General features: G+C 63.6%; 21 protein-coding genes. 2 read left to right on the forward strand and 19 right to left on the reverse strand.

What is annotated here, in order from left to right; genetic code table 11:
* Nucleotides 1–26: 26 nt before the first annotated feature.
* A complete protein-coding gene (locus AACL56_RS00005) occupies nt 27–557 on the reverse strand; it encodes a hypothetical protein (RefSeq protein WP_339087802.1) in 531 nt (176 codons plus the stop codon).
* Between the two features lie 111 nt (nt 558–668).
* Between AACL56_RS00005 and AACL56_RS00010 the strand changes: the two genes are divergently transcribed.
* Together AACL56_RS00010 and AACL56_RS00015 are read left to right on the forward strand one after the other, a co-directional pair.
* Nucleotides 669–1,166 carry a TlpA disulfide reductase family protein gene (locus AACL56_RS00010; protein ID WP_339087803.1) on the forward strand — a complete coding sequence of 166 codons (498 nt, stop codon included), beginning with the start codon at nt 669–671 and terminating at the stop codon, nt 1,164–1,166.
* A gap of 176 nt (nt 1,167–1,342) precedes the next feature.
* Nucleotides 1,343–1,930 carry a GNAT family N-acetyltransferase gene (locus AACL56_RS00015; protein ID WP_339087804.1) on the forward strand — a complete coding sequence of 196 codons (588 nt, stop codon included), beginning with the start codon at nt 1,343–1,345 and terminating at the stop codon, nt 1,928–1,930.
* A 105-nt stretch (nt 1,931–2,035) separates the two neighbouring features.
* On the opposite strand, the gene AACL56_RS00020 is transcribed toward AACL56_RS00015, so the two are convergent.
* From AACL56_RS00020 to rpsL, 18 genes are all read right to left on the reverse strand, one after another.
* A complete protein-coding gene (locus tag AACL56_RS00020; protein WP_339087805.1) occupies nt 2,036–2,542 on the reverse strand; it encodes a peroxiredoxin in 507 nt (168 codons plus the stop codon).
* A gap of 82 nt (nt 2,543–2,624) precedes the next feature.
* Nucleotides 2,625–2,894, reverse strand: coding sequence for a 30S ribosomal protein S17 (rpsQ, locus tag AACL56_RS00025; protein WP_015867662.1), 270 nt, complete (start codon nt 2,892–2,894; stop codon nt 2,625–2,627).
* A 9-nt stretch (nt 2,895–2,903) separates the two neighbouring features.
* Nucleotides 2,904–3,155 carry a 50S ribosomal protein L29 gene (gene rpmC / locus AACL56_RS00030; RefSeq protein WP_339087806.1) on the reverse strand — a complete coding sequence of 84 codons (252 nt, stop codon included), beginning with the start codon at nt 3,153–3,155 and terminating at the stop codon, nt 2,904–2,906.
* Between the two features lie 13 nt (nt 3,156–3,168).
* Nucleotides 3,169–3,585 (reverse strand): 50S ribosomal protein L16, encoded by a 417-nt coding sequence (rplP, locus tag AACL56_RS00035; RefSeq protein WP_007838137.1) that lies wholly within the window; start codon nt 3,583–3,585, stop codon nt 3,169–3,171.
* 52 nt (nt 3,586–3,637) lie between these two features.
* The gene (gene rpsC / locus AACL56_RS00040; protein ID WP_339087807.1) at nt 3,638–4,549 is read right to left on the reverse strand and encodes a 30S ribosomal protein S3; all 912 of its coding nucleotides are present in this window, start codon (nt 4,547–4,549) and stop codon (nt 3,638–3,640) included.
* 17 nt (nt 4,550–4,566) lie between these two features.
* Nucleotides 4,567–4,899 (reverse strand): 50S ribosomal protein L22, encoded by a 333-nt coding sequence (gene rplV / locus AACL56_RS00045; RefSeq protein ID WP_007838134.1) that lies wholly within the window; start codon nt 4,897–4,899, stop codon nt 4,567–4,569.
* 9 nt (nt 4,900–4,908) lie between these two features.
* Nucleotides 4,909–5,187, reverse strand: coding sequence for a 30S ribosomal protein S19 (gene rpsS, locus AACL56_RS00050; protein ID WP_007838132.1), 279 nt, complete (start codon nt 5,185–5,187; stop codon nt 4,909–4,911).
* A gap of 10 nt (nt 5,188–5,197) precedes the next feature.
* Nucleotides 5,198–6,022 (reverse strand): 50S ribosomal protein L2, encoded by an 825-nt coding sequence (gene rplB, locus AACL56_RS00055; RefSeq protein ID WP_339087808.1) that lies wholly within the window; start codon nt 6,020–6,022, stop codon nt 5,198–5,200.
* 2 nt (nt 6,023–6,024) lie between these two features.
* Nucleotides 6,025–6,360, reverse strand: coding sequence for a 50S ribosomal protein L23 (gene rplW, locus AACL56_RS00060; RefSeq protein ID WP_093057773.1), 336 nt, complete (start codon nt 6,358–6,360; stop codon nt 6,025–6,027).
* On the reverse strand, nt 6,357–6,977 hold the full coding sequence (rplD, locus tag AACL56_RS00065) for a 50S ribosomal protein L4 (RefSeq protein ID WP_081266125.1): 621 nt from the start codon (nt 6,975–6,977) through the stop codon (nt 6,357–6,359). The genes rplW and rplD overlap by 4 nt, the downstream gene beginning before the upstream one ends.
* Nucleotides 6,978–7,658 carry a 50S ribosomal protein L3 gene (gene rplC, locus AACL56_RS00070; RefSeq protein WP_339087809.1) on the reverse strand — a complete coding sequence of 227 codons (681 nt, stop codon included), beginning with the start codon at nt 7,656–7,658 and terminating at the stop codon, nt 6,978–6,980.
* Nucleotides 7,659–7,863: 205 nt separating this feature from the next.
* Entirely contained in the window at nt 7,864–8,424 is a 561-nt protein-coding gene (locus tag AACL56_RS00075) for a hypothetical protein (RefSeq protein WP_339087810.1), read from the reverse strand.
* A gap of 10 nt (nt 8,425–8,434) precedes the next feature.
* The gene (locus AACL56_RS00080) at nt 8,435–10,000 is read right to left on the reverse strand and encodes a hypothetical protein (RefSeq protein ID WP_339087811.1); all 1,566 of its coding nucleotides are present in this window, start codon (nt 9,998–10,000) and stop codon (nt 8,435–8,437) included.
* 183 nt (nt 10,001–10,183) lie between these two features.
* The gene (gene rpsJ / locus AACL56_RS00085) at nt 10,184–10,498 is read right to left on the reverse strand and encodes a 30S ribosomal protein S10 (RefSeq protein WP_007838118.1); all 315 of its coding nucleotides are present in this window, start codon (nt 10,496–10,498) and stop codon (nt 10,184–10,186) included.
* 20 nt (nt 10,499–10,518) lie between these two features.
* Complete coding sequence (gene tuf / locus AACL56_RS00090; RefSeq protein ID WP_339087812.1) at nt 10,519–11,712, reverse strand: elongation factor Tu; 1,194 nt, start codon at nt 11,710–11,712, stop codon at nt 10,519–10,521.
* 196 nt (nt 11,713–11,908) lie between these two features.
* Nucleotides 11,909–14,008: an elongation factor G gene (gene fusA, locus AACL56_RS00095; RefSeq protein WP_339087813.1), complete on the reverse strand. Its 2,100-nt coding sequence runs from the start codon at nt 14,006–14,008 to the stop codon at nt 11,909–11,911.
* Between the two features lie 96 nt (nt 14,009–14,104).
* The gene (rpsG, locus tag AACL56_RS00100) at nt 14,105–14,578 is read right to left on the reverse strand and encodes a 30S ribosomal protein S7 (RefSeq protein ID WP_007829591.1); all 474 of its coding nucleotides are present in this window, start codon (nt 14,576–14,578) and stop codon (nt 14,105–14,107) included.
* Between the two features lie 150 nt (nt 14,579–14,728).
* The gene (gene rpsL, locus AACL56_RS00105; RefSeq protein ID WP_013543948.1) at nt 14,729–15,106 is read right to left on the reverse strand and encodes a 30S ribosomal protein S12; all 378 of its coding nucleotides are present in this window, start codon (nt 15,104–15,106) and stop codon (nt 14,729–14,731) included.
* Between the last annotated feature and the right edge of the window lie 67 nt (nt 15,107–15,173).

A 15,173-nucleotide genomic window follows, 5' to 3' on the forward strand; every position in this document is an offset into this window, starting at 1 on the left:
GCAGGGCCGGCGACCGGCGCCCATGTCTAGGGCACGCCATCGAAGGGCGCCGTCGGCGGTGCGTCCGAGGAAGACTTGGCGCGGTCGGTGGACTGGTAGGGCGCGGCGCTGTCGGCCTTGTGCGACTGGGCGAGGCGCAGGATCTGCACAGGGGCGGCGCCCTGCGGCGCCCCGGGCGCATCGAGCCGCAACGGCGAAGGCGTGGCCGTGGCGCGCTGGACGGCCGCGGACGACTCGGCCGCGGCGGCGCCGCCCAGTTGGGCGCGCGTGGCGGCTCGCCAGGCGTTGAGCCAGGCTTCCGCCTGTGCAGGGCCACTGGCGGACGCATGGGCAATGGCGAAGGTGGCGCCGCCGGCTTCGCAACCGGTCATGTCGACCCGCACCGATTCGGCACCCAGCGGCAGCGCGCGATCGGCGCGGTCCGGCTTGCACGGCAGCATCGCCACCAGGCCGGATTCGGCGACCGGCACCTCGCGCCAGTTGAAAGTGGGGCTGCAGGCGGCGACCAGGGCTGCCACGGCCAGCGCGGGCCAGGGATGGAGGGCGGACGATGGCATGGGGGAGCGATTATCGGCCGGCCGCACCGGGGCTGGCGGCGCGGCGGAGCGTCGCCAGCGAGATCCTGCGTGCGGAACTAAAATCGCGGCGCCCTCCTCTTCCGAGATGCCATGAAGAAATACATCGCAGTTGCCTCCGTCGTCCTCGCGCTGGCCGCGGGCGTGGGCGTGTACTTCGGCTCCGGCGCCACTGCCGCGCCGGCCTCGACCTTCGTGCTGCTCGACGGCACGCAGAAGAGCACCGCGGACCTCAAGGGCAAGGTCACGCTGGTCAACTTCTGGGCCACCAGTTGCGTGACCTGCGTGGGCGAGATGCCCAAGGTGATCGCCACCTACGACAAGTACAAGGCCCAGGGCTACGACACGCTGGCCGTGGCCATGAGCTACGACCCGCCGAGCTATGTCGTCAATTTCGCCGAGACGCGCAAGCTGCCGTTCAAGGTGGCGATCGACAACACCGGCAGCGTGGCGCAGGCCTGGGGCGATGTCAAACTCACCCCGACCACCTATCTGGTGAACAAGCGCGGCGAGATCGTGAAGCGCTACGTGGGCGAGCCCGATTTCGCTGAACTCCACAAGCTCATCGAGAAGCTGCTGGCAGAGGCCTGATCTTTTCCTGGATTGCCAGCCACGAAGGCGCTCCTGGAGGGCGCCTTTTTTGCTTCAGGCGAAAAGGCCATAGCAACAACCCGAAGCAGGCGGAAGCCCGGTTTTTGCTAATCTGCGCCTTCCGCAGCATTGCGCCGCCGCGCGCTTTCCTCGATGACCGACCTTTTTTCGCGCACATGAGCTTCTCGGTGTCGCGTCCCCTGCCTTTGTCGGCCATGCCGGCCGTCGTGTTGCTCACGCCCGAAGAAGCACACGAGATCGACGCCACGCGCGCGATCTTCCGCGACTACGCGGCGTCGCTGGGCATCGACCTGGACTTCCAGGATTTCGAAGGCGAACTCGCCACCCTGCCGGGCGACTACGCGGACCCGCGCGGCACGCTGCTGCTGGCGCTGGTCGATCCGGCGAACGTGAACGAGGAGGCCGGCCGGCAGGCGCCGACCCTGAGGCGCACGGACGGCACGCTGGCACACGTGGCAGGTTGCTGCGCACTGCGCCCGCTCGATAACGCGGACTACGCCAATGCCGCCGAAATGAAGCGCCTGTATGTGCGACGCGGTTTCCGCGGGCTGGGCCTGGGCCGCCAACTGGCCGAGGCCATCCTTGATGCCGCCCGCAGCGCGGGCTACGGCTGCGTGCTGCTGGACACCCTCGACGACATGGAATCGGCGCGGGCGCTCTACGAAGACCTGGGCTTCGTCGAGGTCCCGCCCTACTATCACAACCCCGTTGCCGGGGCCCACTACCTCAAGGTGGACCTGTAGCCCACCCGGGCTGCGCGCACTTCGTGCCGCTCGGCCACCCCCGCCGCGGGCTGGCAGGCCGCTTGTGGCGGCCGTGCGCGGCGGCCCTCCCGAAAACGTCCGAACTCAGCCGCGGGCCTGGGCCAGCAGCGTGTCTGCGTCGCTGACTTCGAACTTGCCCGGTGCCTCGACGTTCAGCGTCGCGACCTTGCCGTCTTTCACGAGCATCGAGTAGCGGTTGCTGCGCAGGCCCATGCCGCGGCCGGTCAGATCGAGCGTGAGGCCGGTCGCCTTGGCGAAATCGGCGCTGCCGTCGGCCAGCATGCGAACCTTGGCGCCGGTCTTTTGGTCGCGCGCCCAGGCGCCCATGACGAAGGCGTCGTTCACGCTCACGCACCAGATCTCGTCCACGCCGGCGGCCTTGAAGTCGTCGAAGTGCTGCACGTAACCGGGGACATGCTTGGCTGAACAGGTGGGCGTGAACGCGCCGGGCAGCGCGAACAGCGCGATGGTCTTGCCAGCCGAGGCCTTGGCCACGTCCACAGGGTTCGGGCCGATGCTGCAGCCTTCGCCCTCGACTTCTGAATATTCCTGCAGGGTGGCCGAGGGAAGGATGTCGCCGACTTTGATCATGTAGATGCTCCTGAAAAAGAAAAACGGCCCACATTGTGGGCCGTTTCCGGATTGGCTGCCCCCTGGAGGGCCCAATGTTTGATCAGACCAGGACGGCCTTCTCGACCAGACGGGTCACGACCCAGTTCTTGGTCTTCGAGATCGGACGGCTTTCCGTGATCTCGATGGTGTCGCCCAGCTTGTACTCGCCCTTTTCGTCGTGGGCGTGGTACTTACTCGTCTTGGCCACGATCTTGCCGTAGAGCTCGTGCTTCACACGGCGCTCGACCAGCACGGTCACGGTCTTGGCACGCTTGTCGCTGACCACCTTGCCGATCAAGGTGCGCTTGAGGGATTTTTTAGCTTCCGTCATGTTCACTCCTTACTTGGCGGCTTGGGCTTCTTGCTGCTTCTGAGCAAGAATGGTCTTGGCGCGAGCGATGTCGCGGCGGGTCACGCGCAGCGTCGAGGTGTTCGACAGCTGTTGCGTGGCCTTCTGCATGCGCAGACCGAAATGGGCCTTCTGCAGGTCCTTGATTTCGGCTTCGAGGCCTGCAACGTCCTTCGTGCGAAGGGTTGCAGCCTTGGTTACCTTGGCCGGAGCCGCGGTTTCTTTCTTCTTACGGGTTGCCATCAGTGTTCTCCTCTCAGGCGCCGAGCTGGCGAGCGACGAACGTCGTGCGCAGCGGAAGCTTGGCGGCGGCCAGGCGGAACGCTTCGCGAGCGAGCTCTTCGGGCACGCCGACGATCTCGAACACGATCTTGCCGGGCTGGATTTCGGCAACGTAGTACTCGGGGTTGCCCTTACCGTTACCCATCCGCACTTCGGCGGGCTTGGTCGAGATCGGCTTGTCCGGGAACACGCGGATCCAGATACGGCCACCGCGCTTCACGTGACGCGAGATCGCGCGACGAGCGGCTTCGATCTGGCGCGCCGTGAGGCGGCCGCGGTCGGTGCATTTGAGACCGAAGTCACCGAACGCAACCGAGTTACCCGTGGTCGCGATGCCGGTGTTACGGCCCTTTTGTTCCTTGCGGAACTTTCTGCGTGCAGGTTGCAGCATGTTTTGTTACTCCGTGAGGGCCCCAGGCGCTTGCGCGCCCGGGAGCGACCGATTACTCGGTCTTGGCACCGTCCGCTGCTGCAGCGGGCGCGGCTTTGCGGACGCGCTTAACGGCGGGTTTCGAGTCTGCACCGGCACCGCCGGTTGCTTCTGCGGGCTTGTCGCTGCCATCGGCCGGAGCGGCGTTGCCGCCGATCGGGCCACGGCCGCCGGCACGGGGGCCGGGACCGCGACGATCACCGCCCGGACGGTCGCCGGGGCGACCATCGCGACGGGGACCACGCGGACGACGTTCTTCTTCAGGACGCGGCGTCTCGACGGCCGGCAGGTCGTTGCGACCCAGCGTGTCTCCCTTGTAGACCCAGACCTTGACGCCGATGACGCCGTACGTGGTCTTGGCTTCCGAGGTGCCGTAATCGATGTCGGCGCGCAGGGTGTGCAGCGGCACGCGGCCTTCGCGGTACCACTCGGTACGTGCGATTTCGATGCCGTTCAGGCGGCCAGCCGACATGATCTTGATGCCCAGGGCACCCAGACGCATGGCGTTCTGCATGGCGCGCTTCATGGCGCGGCGGAACATGATCCGCTTTTCGAGCTGCTGCGTGATGCTGTCGGCGATCAGCTGCGCATCGATTTCGGGCTTGCGCACTTCTTCGATGTTCACTGCCACCGGCACGCCGAGCTGCTTGCCCAGTTCGCGCTTGAGGTTCTCGATGTCTTCGCCCTTCTTGCCGATCACGACGCCCGGACGTGCCGAGTAGATCGTGATGCGTGCGTTCTTGGCGGGACGTTCGATCATGACGCGCGACACCGAAGCGTTCTTCAGCTTCTTCTTCAGGTATTCGCGAACCTTGATGTCTTCGGCCAGCATGCCCGCGAAATCGCGGTCGCTTGCGTACCAGCGGCTGGACCAGTTACGGGTGACCGCGAGGCGGAACCCGGTTGGGTGGATTTTCTGTCCCATATTTCTTCCAGGCCTTCTTAGTTGCCAACCGTCACGTACACATGGCACGTGGGCTTGCTGATGCGATTGCCGCGACCCTTGGCCCGCGCCGTGAAGCGCTTGAGCGTTGCACCTTGCTCGACGTAGATGGTCTTGACCTTCAACTCGTCGATGTCGGCACCGTCGTTGTGCTCGGCGTTGGCGATGGCCGACTCCAGCACCTTCTTGATGATCACAGCGGCCTTCTTCTGCGTGAATTGCAGAACGTTGAGCGCTTGATCGACCTTCTTGCCGCGGATGAGGTCTGCGACCAGACGGCCCTTGTCGACCGAGAGGCGGACACCGCGGAGGACTGCACGTGTTTCAGACATGGTCGTTCCTTACTTCTTCTGGACTTTCTTGTCCGCGGGGTGCCCCTTGAACGTGCGCGTGAGCGCAAATTCGCCGAGCTTGTGGCCGACCATCTGGTCGGTGATGTACACGGGCACGTGTTGCTTGCCGTTGTGCACAGCGATCGTCAGGCCGATGAACTCGGGCAGGACCATCGAGCGACGCGACCAGGTCTTGATCGGCTTCTTGTCCTTGGTCGTCACGGCCTTGTCGGCCTTGGCCACGAGGTGGTGATCGACGAACGGACCCTTTTTGAGAGAGCGAGTCATTGGCTATCCCTTACTTCTTGCGACGCGACACGATGAAGACCTGCGTGCGCTTGTTGTTACGGGTGCGATAGCCCTTGGTCAGGTTGCCCCATGGGTCGACAGGATGGCGGCCTTCGCCAGTCTTGCCTTCGCCACCACCGTGCGGGTGGTCGACCGGGTTCATCACCACGCCGCGAACGGTCGGGCGGATACCCATCCAGCGCTTCACACCGGCCTTGCCGAGCTGGCGCAGGCTGTGTTCTTCGTTGGCCACTTCGCCGATGGTCGCGCGGCATTCGATGTGAATGCGGCGGACTTCGCCCGAGCGCATGCGAACCTGGGCGTAGACGCCTTCACGGGCCAGCAGCGTGGCCGAGGTACCGGCCGAGCGGGCGATCTGCGCGCCCTTGCCGGGTTGCAGTTCGATGCAGTGGATCGTCGAGCCGACCGGGATGTTGCGGATCGGCAGGGTGTTGCCGGCGCGGATCGGGGCTTCGGCGCCCGACAGCAGCGTTGCACCGGCTTCAAGACCGCGCGGGGCGATGATGTAGCGGCGCTCGCCGTCGGCGTAGCAGACCAGAGCGATGTGGGCGGTGCGGTTCGGGTCGTATTCGATGCGTTCGACCTTGGCCGGGATGCCGTCCTTGTTGCGCACGAAGTCGACAACGCGGTAGTGGTGCTTGGCACCGCCGCCACGATGACGGATCGTGATGTGGCCGTTGTTGTTGCGGCCAGCCTTCTGGAACTGGGGTTCCAGCAGGGGAGCGTGAGGAGCACCCTTGTACAGGTGGTCACGCGAGATCTTCACCGCGCCGCGTTGGCCCGGCGAAGTGGGTTTCATCTTGATGACGGCCATGATTAAGCGCCTTCCCCGACGAGGTTGAGCTCTTGACCGGCCTTCAGCGTCACATAGGCCTTGCGAACGTTGTCGCGGCGGCCGATGGACTTGCCAAAGCGCTTGGTCTTGCCCTTGGTGTTGAGCACCGACACGCCCTGGACTTCGACCTTGAACATCAGTTCGACGGCGGCCTTGATCTCGGGCTTGGTGGCGTCTTGCAGCACCTTGAAAGTGACAGCGTTCGACTTTTCGCCGACCATCGTGGCCTTTTCGGACACGATCGGGGCGACCAGCACCGCCATCAGGCGGCCTTCTTCGAACGTACGTTCAGCGGCGGTAGGGTTCACGCGGCTCATGCGAACATCTCCTTGAGCTTGTCGACGGCACCCTTGGTGACCAGCACCTTCTTGTAGTGAACCAGCGACACCGGATCGGCATAACGGGGTTCGACCACGAGAACGTTCACCAGATTGCGCGAGGCAAGGTACAGGTTTTCGTCGACTTCTTCGGCGATCACGAGCACGGACTCGAGATTCATCGCCTTGAAACGGGCAGCCAGCGGCTTGGTCTTGGGCGAGTCGACCTTGATCGAATCGACCACGGCCAGACGGCCTTCGCGAGCGAGTTGCGAGAAGATGGACGCCATGCCGGCGCGGTACATCTTCTTGTTGATCTTCTGCGAGAAGTTTTCGTCAGGCATGTTCGGGAAGATACGACCACCCCCGCGCCACAGCGGCGAGGACGTCATACCGGCGCGGGCGCGGCCCGTTCCCTTTTGCTTGAAAGGCTTCTTGGTCGAGTGCTTGACCTGTTCGCGGTCCTTCTGGGCGCGCGTGCCTTGGCGGGCGTTGGCCTGAAATGCAACGACGATCTGGTGCACCAGGTCTTCGTTGTAGTCACGGCCGAACACGGTCTCGGGGGCGTCGTACTTCGACGCGGCCTGGCCTTGTTCGTTCAGGAGTTCGAGTTGCATTTACTTCGCTCCTTGAGCCGCTTGCGGCTTGGCCTTGATGGCGGGACGCACGGTGACGAAGCCACCCTTCGAGCCCGGGATCGCGCCCTTGATGAGCAGCAGTTGACGCGCTTCGTCGATGCGGAACACGTCGAGGTTTTGCGTCGTGCGCGTCACGTCACCGAGGTGACCCGTCATGCGCTTGCCGGGGAACACGCGACCGGGGTCTTGCGCCATACCGATCGAGCCGGGCACGTTGTGCGAACGGCTGTTACCGTGCGACGCGCGCTGCGAGCTCATGTTGTGACGCTTGATCGTGCCAGCGTAGCCCTTACCGATGGAAGTGCCCTGCACGTCCACCTTCTGGCCCACGGAGAAGACGCTCGTCACGGCAATCACGCCGCCAGCCTTGTGCTGACCGGCGGTGTCTGCGGTAACGCGGAATTCCTGGATGATTTCGCCTGCTTCGACACCTGCCTTGGCAAGGTGGCCGGCTTCGGGCTTGGTCACACGCGATGCTTTGCGCGAACCGAACGTCACCTGCAGGGCGACGTAGCCATCGGTCTCTTGGGACTTGATCTGGGTCACACGGTTGTTGGACACATCCACCACCGTGACAGGAACTGCGTCCCCGTCATCGGTGAAGAGACGCATCATCCCCACCTTGCGGCCCAGCAACCCGAGGGAGTTGCTCAGACTCATTGTGTTTTCTCCAAAAATGGAAATCCTCTTCCGCCTCTGCCACTTCAATTGGCAACAGCGTTTGCCAGATTTCTCCGGCTACGGAAGAAGGTTGATAAATCTCTGCCCGCACGACTCCCTTGCGGACGCAGCAAGGGCAGAGCCAGCGATTATAGCCCGCGGTGCGGGCGCATTGCAAGTGCGCTTCCGACGCCGGGGCTAGGCGCTACTTAAGCTCTTTCGGCTCTTTCGGCTCTTTGGCGGGCGAAGAAATGATCTTTTCGCCCCCGGATCCGGACTTCATTTCGCCCGCCCCCTTCAGTACCGGCACGGCTGCCCCCGTTTGCACCGGAATCGCAACGACGCTCAAGGCGCCGTTCTGCGTCACGAAGATGTTCAGGTAGGCCAGGCCTTCCCGGTCGCTGGTCACCGTGGCGGTGGCGCTCGTCCGCTGACCTGCAGGCAATGCCAGCGACGCGGCGGAGGCCAGCGTCAGACCGGCGTCGGTACTGAGGCGCACGGTGGCGCCGGCCGGGTCGGTCACGCCATCGAACTGCAGGCTGATCGAGACCGGGCGTCCGACCTGCGCAACGCCCGGCACGCCGTACTGGATGGTGACGCCAGCGTCGTTGGGCTTTCGCGCCGCCGTCGTCAGAGGCGCGGCGTGCAAAGGAGGCGCCGCATGCCTGGCCGCGCGGGGGACGGGAACCCCGTCCGCGACGGCGCCCAGCGGCATGAGCATCAGGCAAGCCGCGGCGAATGCCGTCGAAGTGGATCGCAGTTTCATGGCGGACTTCCTACTGCTGCTGGATGGCAACGCCGAAACAGGTGTTGGCCGAGGAATTGTTGAGGTCGTTGATCACCAGCACATGCTCGCCGGCAGCCAGGCTGACCGGGCTGGCGTTGCTGCTCACAAGACCGCCGCGATAGATCGCAAAGTTGGGGCTCGCGCCCGCAGGCGAGGAAATCGCGAACTGGTACGGACGGTTGGCCAGCGCCGTGAACCTCAGGTAGGCAAAGCTGCCGAGCTTGTTGCCTTCGCGCGCCGGGTCGGCAGAATTCGTCACGCAAGCCTGGGTGACTGCGCCACCGACAGCGGCCGTCTTGTACATCGGCAGCGCGAGCGGCACGCCACCGTTGTTGGTCTCCTGGTCGCCGTAGGCATCGTTGCCAGCGGAACTGATGGTTTGGCTGGTCAGCAGCGTGGCCAACGCCGACGCACTGCCCGGCGCCACCCCATTGAATGCCGCCGTGAACGGGTGGATCGAGGTGACCGGCGCACCGCCGATGAACAGGGCGCTCGTCATGGCGTCATGGATGGGCTTGAACCCGACCTGCTGGTTCAGGTTCCAGAAGATCGACTGGATCGATGTCTCGCGGAACCAACCCTGATTGGACGCAGGCCCCCTCGACAGGTCGAGATTGTTACCCTGCGACTGCCCCGGGCCGCCCGAGTCGACATAGTTGCTTCGTCCCAGCGCGATGCCGGACCAGGCATTGCCCCAGCCCTCCGAGAACGCGAGCCGGCGATCGATGCGCTCGCCCGTGGCATGCGCGCCGCCGGTGGAATCGTCGCGGCTGAAGGAGGCCTGGTAGTAGTGGCCCCATTCGTGCGCGATCACGGGCTCGTCGAATTCATCGGTGTCCACGTTCTCCTTGCCCAACACGTAGATCTCGGCGCCCGAGCTCCGGTCGATGAAGAACGTCGTGCCGATCTGCCCCAGCGCCACGCTGCCGGCGGCGTTCGTGTTGTTCACGCTCCAGAACACCTTCAGCGCCGGAAATGCCGTCGCAGGCGCCACCGACAGGACTTTCTGCATCGCGGTGTAGACAGTGTCCATCACGGCGAACGGGCCGGACACGCGCTCGCCGGTGTAGCCCGACCCGCCCCAGCCGCTGCCGGCACGCATGTCGCGCGTGAGAGCGGTGGTTGCGGTCGAGAACGCGGACGACTGCATGGAATAGATCGCACTGGAGCGGGTGTTGTCGCGCACGCTGACGTCCCAGGTCGCGCCCGGTCCCGGACGGGTCAGTTGCGCACGCACGCGAACGACGACGATGGTGCTGCCGGGAACGCTCACGGCGTAGGCGCCGTTGTCGTCCGTCGAGGTCGCGACCAGTTGGTTGCCGCTGGCATCGAGTACCTCGACGTAGGCGCCACGCACCGGCTTGACCGAGGTGCTGCCATACGCCAGGGCACCGCTGATGTTGGGGACCGACTCGTAGGTGGCGGTGCCGCTCAAGGCAACCGAGGCGGTCGAGGGAGCCGGCAACGGCAGCAGGGGAACACCGCCACCACCACCACCACCACCACCACCACCGCCACAGGCAGTCAACAGCGCCGCCGAAGCGATGCATGCCATCAGTCCCGCCCCAAAAGAGAACTTCTGTCTCATGGTTTGTACTGCCCTCGTTTCATGCTCTGTCGACTATTCCCGAAGGGATACCGGTGCGGGAGGATGCCACAGCTGCGCGGAAAAAAACAAAGCCCGCCTGCATTTCTGCAGGCGGGCTTCATCAGCCGGTTCGATGTGAAATCGAATGGATTACTGCAGCTTGATCTCGACGTCCACGCCAGCCGGCAGGTCGAGCTTCATCAGCGCGTCCACGGTCTTGTCGGTCGGGTCGACGATGTCCATCAGGCGCTGGTGCGTGCGGATTTCCAGCTGGTCGCGCGACGTCTTGTTGACGTGCGGCGAACGCAGGATGTCGAAACGCTTCATGCGGGTCGGCAGGGGCACGGGGCCCTTGACGATCGCGCCGGTGCGCTTCGCGGTGTCCACGATTTCAGCGGCCGACTGGTCGATCAGCTTGTAGTCGAATGCCTTCAGGCGGATGCGGATCTTTTGCTTGGTTGCCATGGTGATTCCTTTGCTCCGACTCAGATGTCGAGGATCTTTGCCACGACGCCCGAACCCACGGTGCGGCCGCCTTCACGGATGGCGAAGCGCAGGCCTTCTTCCATCGCAATCGGGTTGATCAGCTTCACGGTGATGCTGACGTTGTCGCCAGGCATGACCATTTCCTTGTCCTTGGGCAGCTCGATCGCGCCGGTCACGTCCGTCGTGCGGAAGTAGAACTGCGGACGGTAGTTGTTGAAGAACGGCGTGTGACGGCCGCCTTCGTCCTTCGACAGGACATACACCTCGGCGGTGAAGTGCACGTGCGGCTTGATCGAGCCGGGCTTGCACAACACTTGGCCGCGTTCGACTTCTTCGCGCTTCGTGCCGCGCAGCAGCACGCCGACGTTGTCGCCAGCCTGACCCTGGTCCAGCAGCTTGCGGAACATTTCCACGCCGGTGCAGGTGGTCTTGACCGTCGGGCGGATGCCCACGATTTCGATTTCTTCACCGACCTTGATCACGCCGCGCTCAACGGCGCCGGTCACCACCGTGCCGCGACCCGAGATCGAGAACACGTCTTCCACGGGCATCAGGAACGTGCCGTCCACGGCGCGCTCGGGCGTCGGGATGTACGTGTCCAGCGCTTCGGCCAGCTTCATGATTGCGCCTTCGCCCAGGTCGCCCTTGTCGCCTTCAAGGGCGAGCTTGGCCGAGCCGTGGATGATGGGCGTGTCGTCGCCGGGGAATTCGTACTTGTCGAGGAGTTCGCGGACTTCCATTTCGACCAGCTCGAGCAGTTCCTTGTCGTCGACCATGTCGCACTTGTTCAGGAACACGATGATGTAGCCCACACCCACCTGGCGAGCCAGCAGGATGTGCTCACGGGTCTGGGGCATCGGGCCGTCGGCGGCCGAGCACACCAGGATCGCGCCGTCCATCTGGGCGGCACCCGTGATCATGTTCTTCACGTAGTCGGCGTGGCCGGGGCAGTCGACGTGTGCGTAGTGGCGGTTGGCCGTTTCGTACTCGACGTGCGCGGTGTTGATCGTGATGCCGCGGGCCTTTTCTTCAGGCGCAGCGTCGATCTGGTCGTAAGCCTTGGCTTCGCCGCCGAACTTCGCCGACAGCACCGTGGCGATCGCAGCCGTCAGCGTGGTCTTGCCGTGGTCGACGTGACCGATCGTGCCCACGTTCACGTGCGGCTTGGTGCGGGTGAATTTACCTTTTGCCATTTTTCAATCCTTGAAAGAGCAGTCCCGTGCAGTGGTTTTATGTCTGCATCCGATTGCTGGTTCGCCCCGCACGGGAACAGGGCGGCACCGGATCGCAGACAAGAGGGGCCGCGCACTGCGCGGCCCGACATTCTTCTCAATCAGTTGGGAACAGAGCAGATTTGCTGCGCAAATCTTGGTCCGTCCCGCAAAGACATTACTTAGCGCGGGCAGCCACAATGGCTTCGGCAACGTTGCGCGGAGCTTCGGCGTAGTGCTTGAACTCCATCGTGTACGTGGCGCGGCCTTGCGACATCGAGCGCAGCGTGGTCGAGTAGCCGAACATTTCCGACAGCGGCACTTCGGCCTTGATCGCCTTGCCGCCACCGACCATGTCGTCCATACCCTGCACCATGCCGCGACGGGAGGACAGGTCGCCCATCACGTTGCCGGCGTAGTCCTCAGGCGTCTCGACTTCCACGGCCATCATCGGCTCGAGGATCACGGGGTTGGCCTTGCGGGCACCTTCCTTGAAGCCGAAGATCGCGGCCATCTTGAACGCCATTTCGTTCGAGTCCACGTCGTGGTACGAACCGAAGTGCAGCGTGACCTTGACGTCCACAACGGGGTAACCCGCCAGCACGCCTTGCGTCAGCGCTTCCACGACACCCTTTTCCACCGCAGGGATGTATTCGCGAGGAACCACACCGCCCTTGATGGCGTCGACGAACTCGAAGCCCTTGCCGGCTTCCTGGGGTTCGATCTTCAGGATGACGTGACCATACTGGCCCTTGCCGCCCGACTGGCGAACGAACTTGCCTTCGGCATCTTCGACGGTCTTGCGGATCGTTTCGCGGTAGGCCACCTGCGGCTTGCCCACGTTGGCTTCCACGCCGAATTCGCGCTTCATGCGGTCCACGATGATTTCGAGGTGGAGCTCGCCCATGCCCGAAATGATGGTCTGGCCCGATTCCTCGTCGGTCTTGACGCGGAACGAGGGGTCTTCCTGCGCGAGACGCTGCAGGGCGATGCCCATCTTTTCCTGGTCGGCCTTGGTCTTGGGCTCGACGGCCTGCGAGATCACCGACTCGGGGAACACCATGCGCTCCAGCGTCACGACGGAATCCGGATCGCACAGGGTTTCGCCCGTGGTCACTTCCTTCAGGCCGACGCAGGCGGCGATGTCGCCGGCGCGGATTTCGCTGACTTCTTCGCGGTTGTTGGCGTGCATCTGCACGATACGGCCGATGCGTTCCTTCTTGCCGCGCACCGGGTTGTAGACGCTGTCGCCCTTGGAGAGCACGCCCGAGTAGACGCGCACGAAGGTCAGCTGACCCACGAACGGGTCGGTCATCAGCTTGAATGCCAGCGCCGAGAATTTCTCCTCGTCGTCGGCCTGGCGCACCACCGGTGCTTCGTTTTCGTCGGTGCCTGCGACCGGGGGAATGTCGGTCGGAGCGGGCATGTACTCGATCACGGCGTCGAGCATGGCCTGCACGCCCTTGTTCTTGAAGGCCGAGCCACACAGCATCGGCTGGATCTCGCCGGCGATGGTGCGCTGGCGAATGGCCTTCTTGATTTCCTCTTCGGAGAGCTTCTCGCCTTCGAGGTATTTGTTCATGAGGTCTTCGCTCGATTCGGCGGCGGCCTCGACCAGCTTCTCGTGGTATTCGTTGCAGACGTCGACCAGGTCGGCCGGGATCTCACCGTAGGTGAAGGTCACGCCCTTGTCTTCGTCCCAGATGATCGCCTTCATCTTCACGAGGTCGACGATGCCCTGGAACTTGTCCTCGGCGCCGATCGGGATCTGGATCACGACGGGGTTGGCCTTCAGGCGGTCGATCATCATCTGGCGAACGCGCAGGAAGTTCGCACCGGTGCGGTCCATCTTGTTGACGAACGCAAGGCGCGGCACCTTGTACTTGTTGGCCTGGCGCCAGACGGTTTCCGACTGGGGCTGCACACCGCCGACGGCGTCATAGACCATCACGGCGCCGTCCAGCACGCGCATGGAACGCTCCACCTCGATGGTGAAGTCCACGTGGCCGGGGGTGTCGATGATGTTGATGCGGTGCTCGGGGAAATTCTGGGCCATGCCCTTCCAGAAGCAGGTCGTGGCGGCGGACGTGATCGTGATGCCGCGCTCTTGCTCTTGCTCCATCCAGTCCATCGTGGCGGCACCGTCGTGCACTTCACCGATCTTGTGGTTCACACCGGTGTAGAACAGGATACGTTCGGTCGTCGTGGTCTTGCCAGCGTCGATGTGCGCGGAGATGCCGATGTTGCGGTAGCGCTCGATGGGGGTCTTGCGGGACATGATTTACTTTCGGGTTGAAATGCGTTGAGCGCTGGGCCCCGAGCACGGGCAAAACGCCCGACACCCGACACCCAACGCCCAAGCGAAGTTTGATTTTTAGAAGCGGAAGTGGCTGAAAGCGCGATTGGCTTCTGCCATGCGGTGCACTTCGTCGCGCTTCTTCATGGCACCGCCACGGCCTTCCGTGGCTTCCATCAGCTCGTTGGCCAGACGCAGGGCCATCGACTTCTCACCGCGCTTGCGGGCAGCTTCCTTGATCCAGCGCATCGACAGCGCCAGACGGCGCACGGGGCGCACTTCGACCGGCACCTGGTAGTTCGCACCGCCCACGCGGCGCGACTTCACTTCGACCATCGGCTTCACGTTGTTGATGGCAACGGTGAATGCCTCGAGAGGGTCCTTGTCCGGGTTCTTCTTTTCGATGAAGTCGAGAGCACCGTAGATGATGCGCTCGGCAACAGCCTTCTTGCCGCCTTCCATGATCACGTTCATGAACTTCGACAGCTCGACATTGCCGTACTTGGGATCCGGCAGGATTTCACGTTTGGGGACTTCGCGACGACGTGGCATTTTTCTAACCTCTTTGCTTCAGTTGGCATCGTTTCCGATACCGCGAGAGCCAGTCAGGACTCTCACTTACTCGACCCGACAGTGGGTCACTTCGTTCGACAAGCCCGCCAAGGCTATCGAACACCGTTTGTATTTCGATGACAGGAAGGCTCAGGCCTTCTTGGGACGCTTCGCGCCGTACTTGGAGCGCGACTGCTTGCGGTCTTTCACGCCTTGCAGGTCGAGCGAACCGCGCACGATGTGGTAACGCACACCAGGCAAGTCCTTGACACGACCGCCACGAACCAGCACCACGCTGTGTTCCTGCAGGTTGTGGCCTTCGCCGCCGATGTAGGAGATGACTTCGAAGCCATTGGTCAGACGGACCTTGGCAACTTTACGAAGCGCCGAGTTGGGCTTCTTGGGCGTCGTGGTGTAGACGCGGGTGCAGACACCGCGACGTTGCGGCGAGTTCTGCATGGCAGGGCTCTTCGAATTGATCTTTTCGACCGTTCGACCCTGACGCACCAGTTGATTGATGGTTGGCATGAATTAAATAGTCCCAAAACGCCCCGGTTCTGGCCTTTTGGCTATGAGCCGATCCTGTCGTGACGCA

The organism is Variovorax paradoxus (genome assembly GCF_902712855.1).
Lineage (GTDB): Bacteria > Pseudomonadota > Gammaproteobacteria > Burkholderiales > Burkholderiaceae_C > Variovorax > Variovorax paradoxus_Q.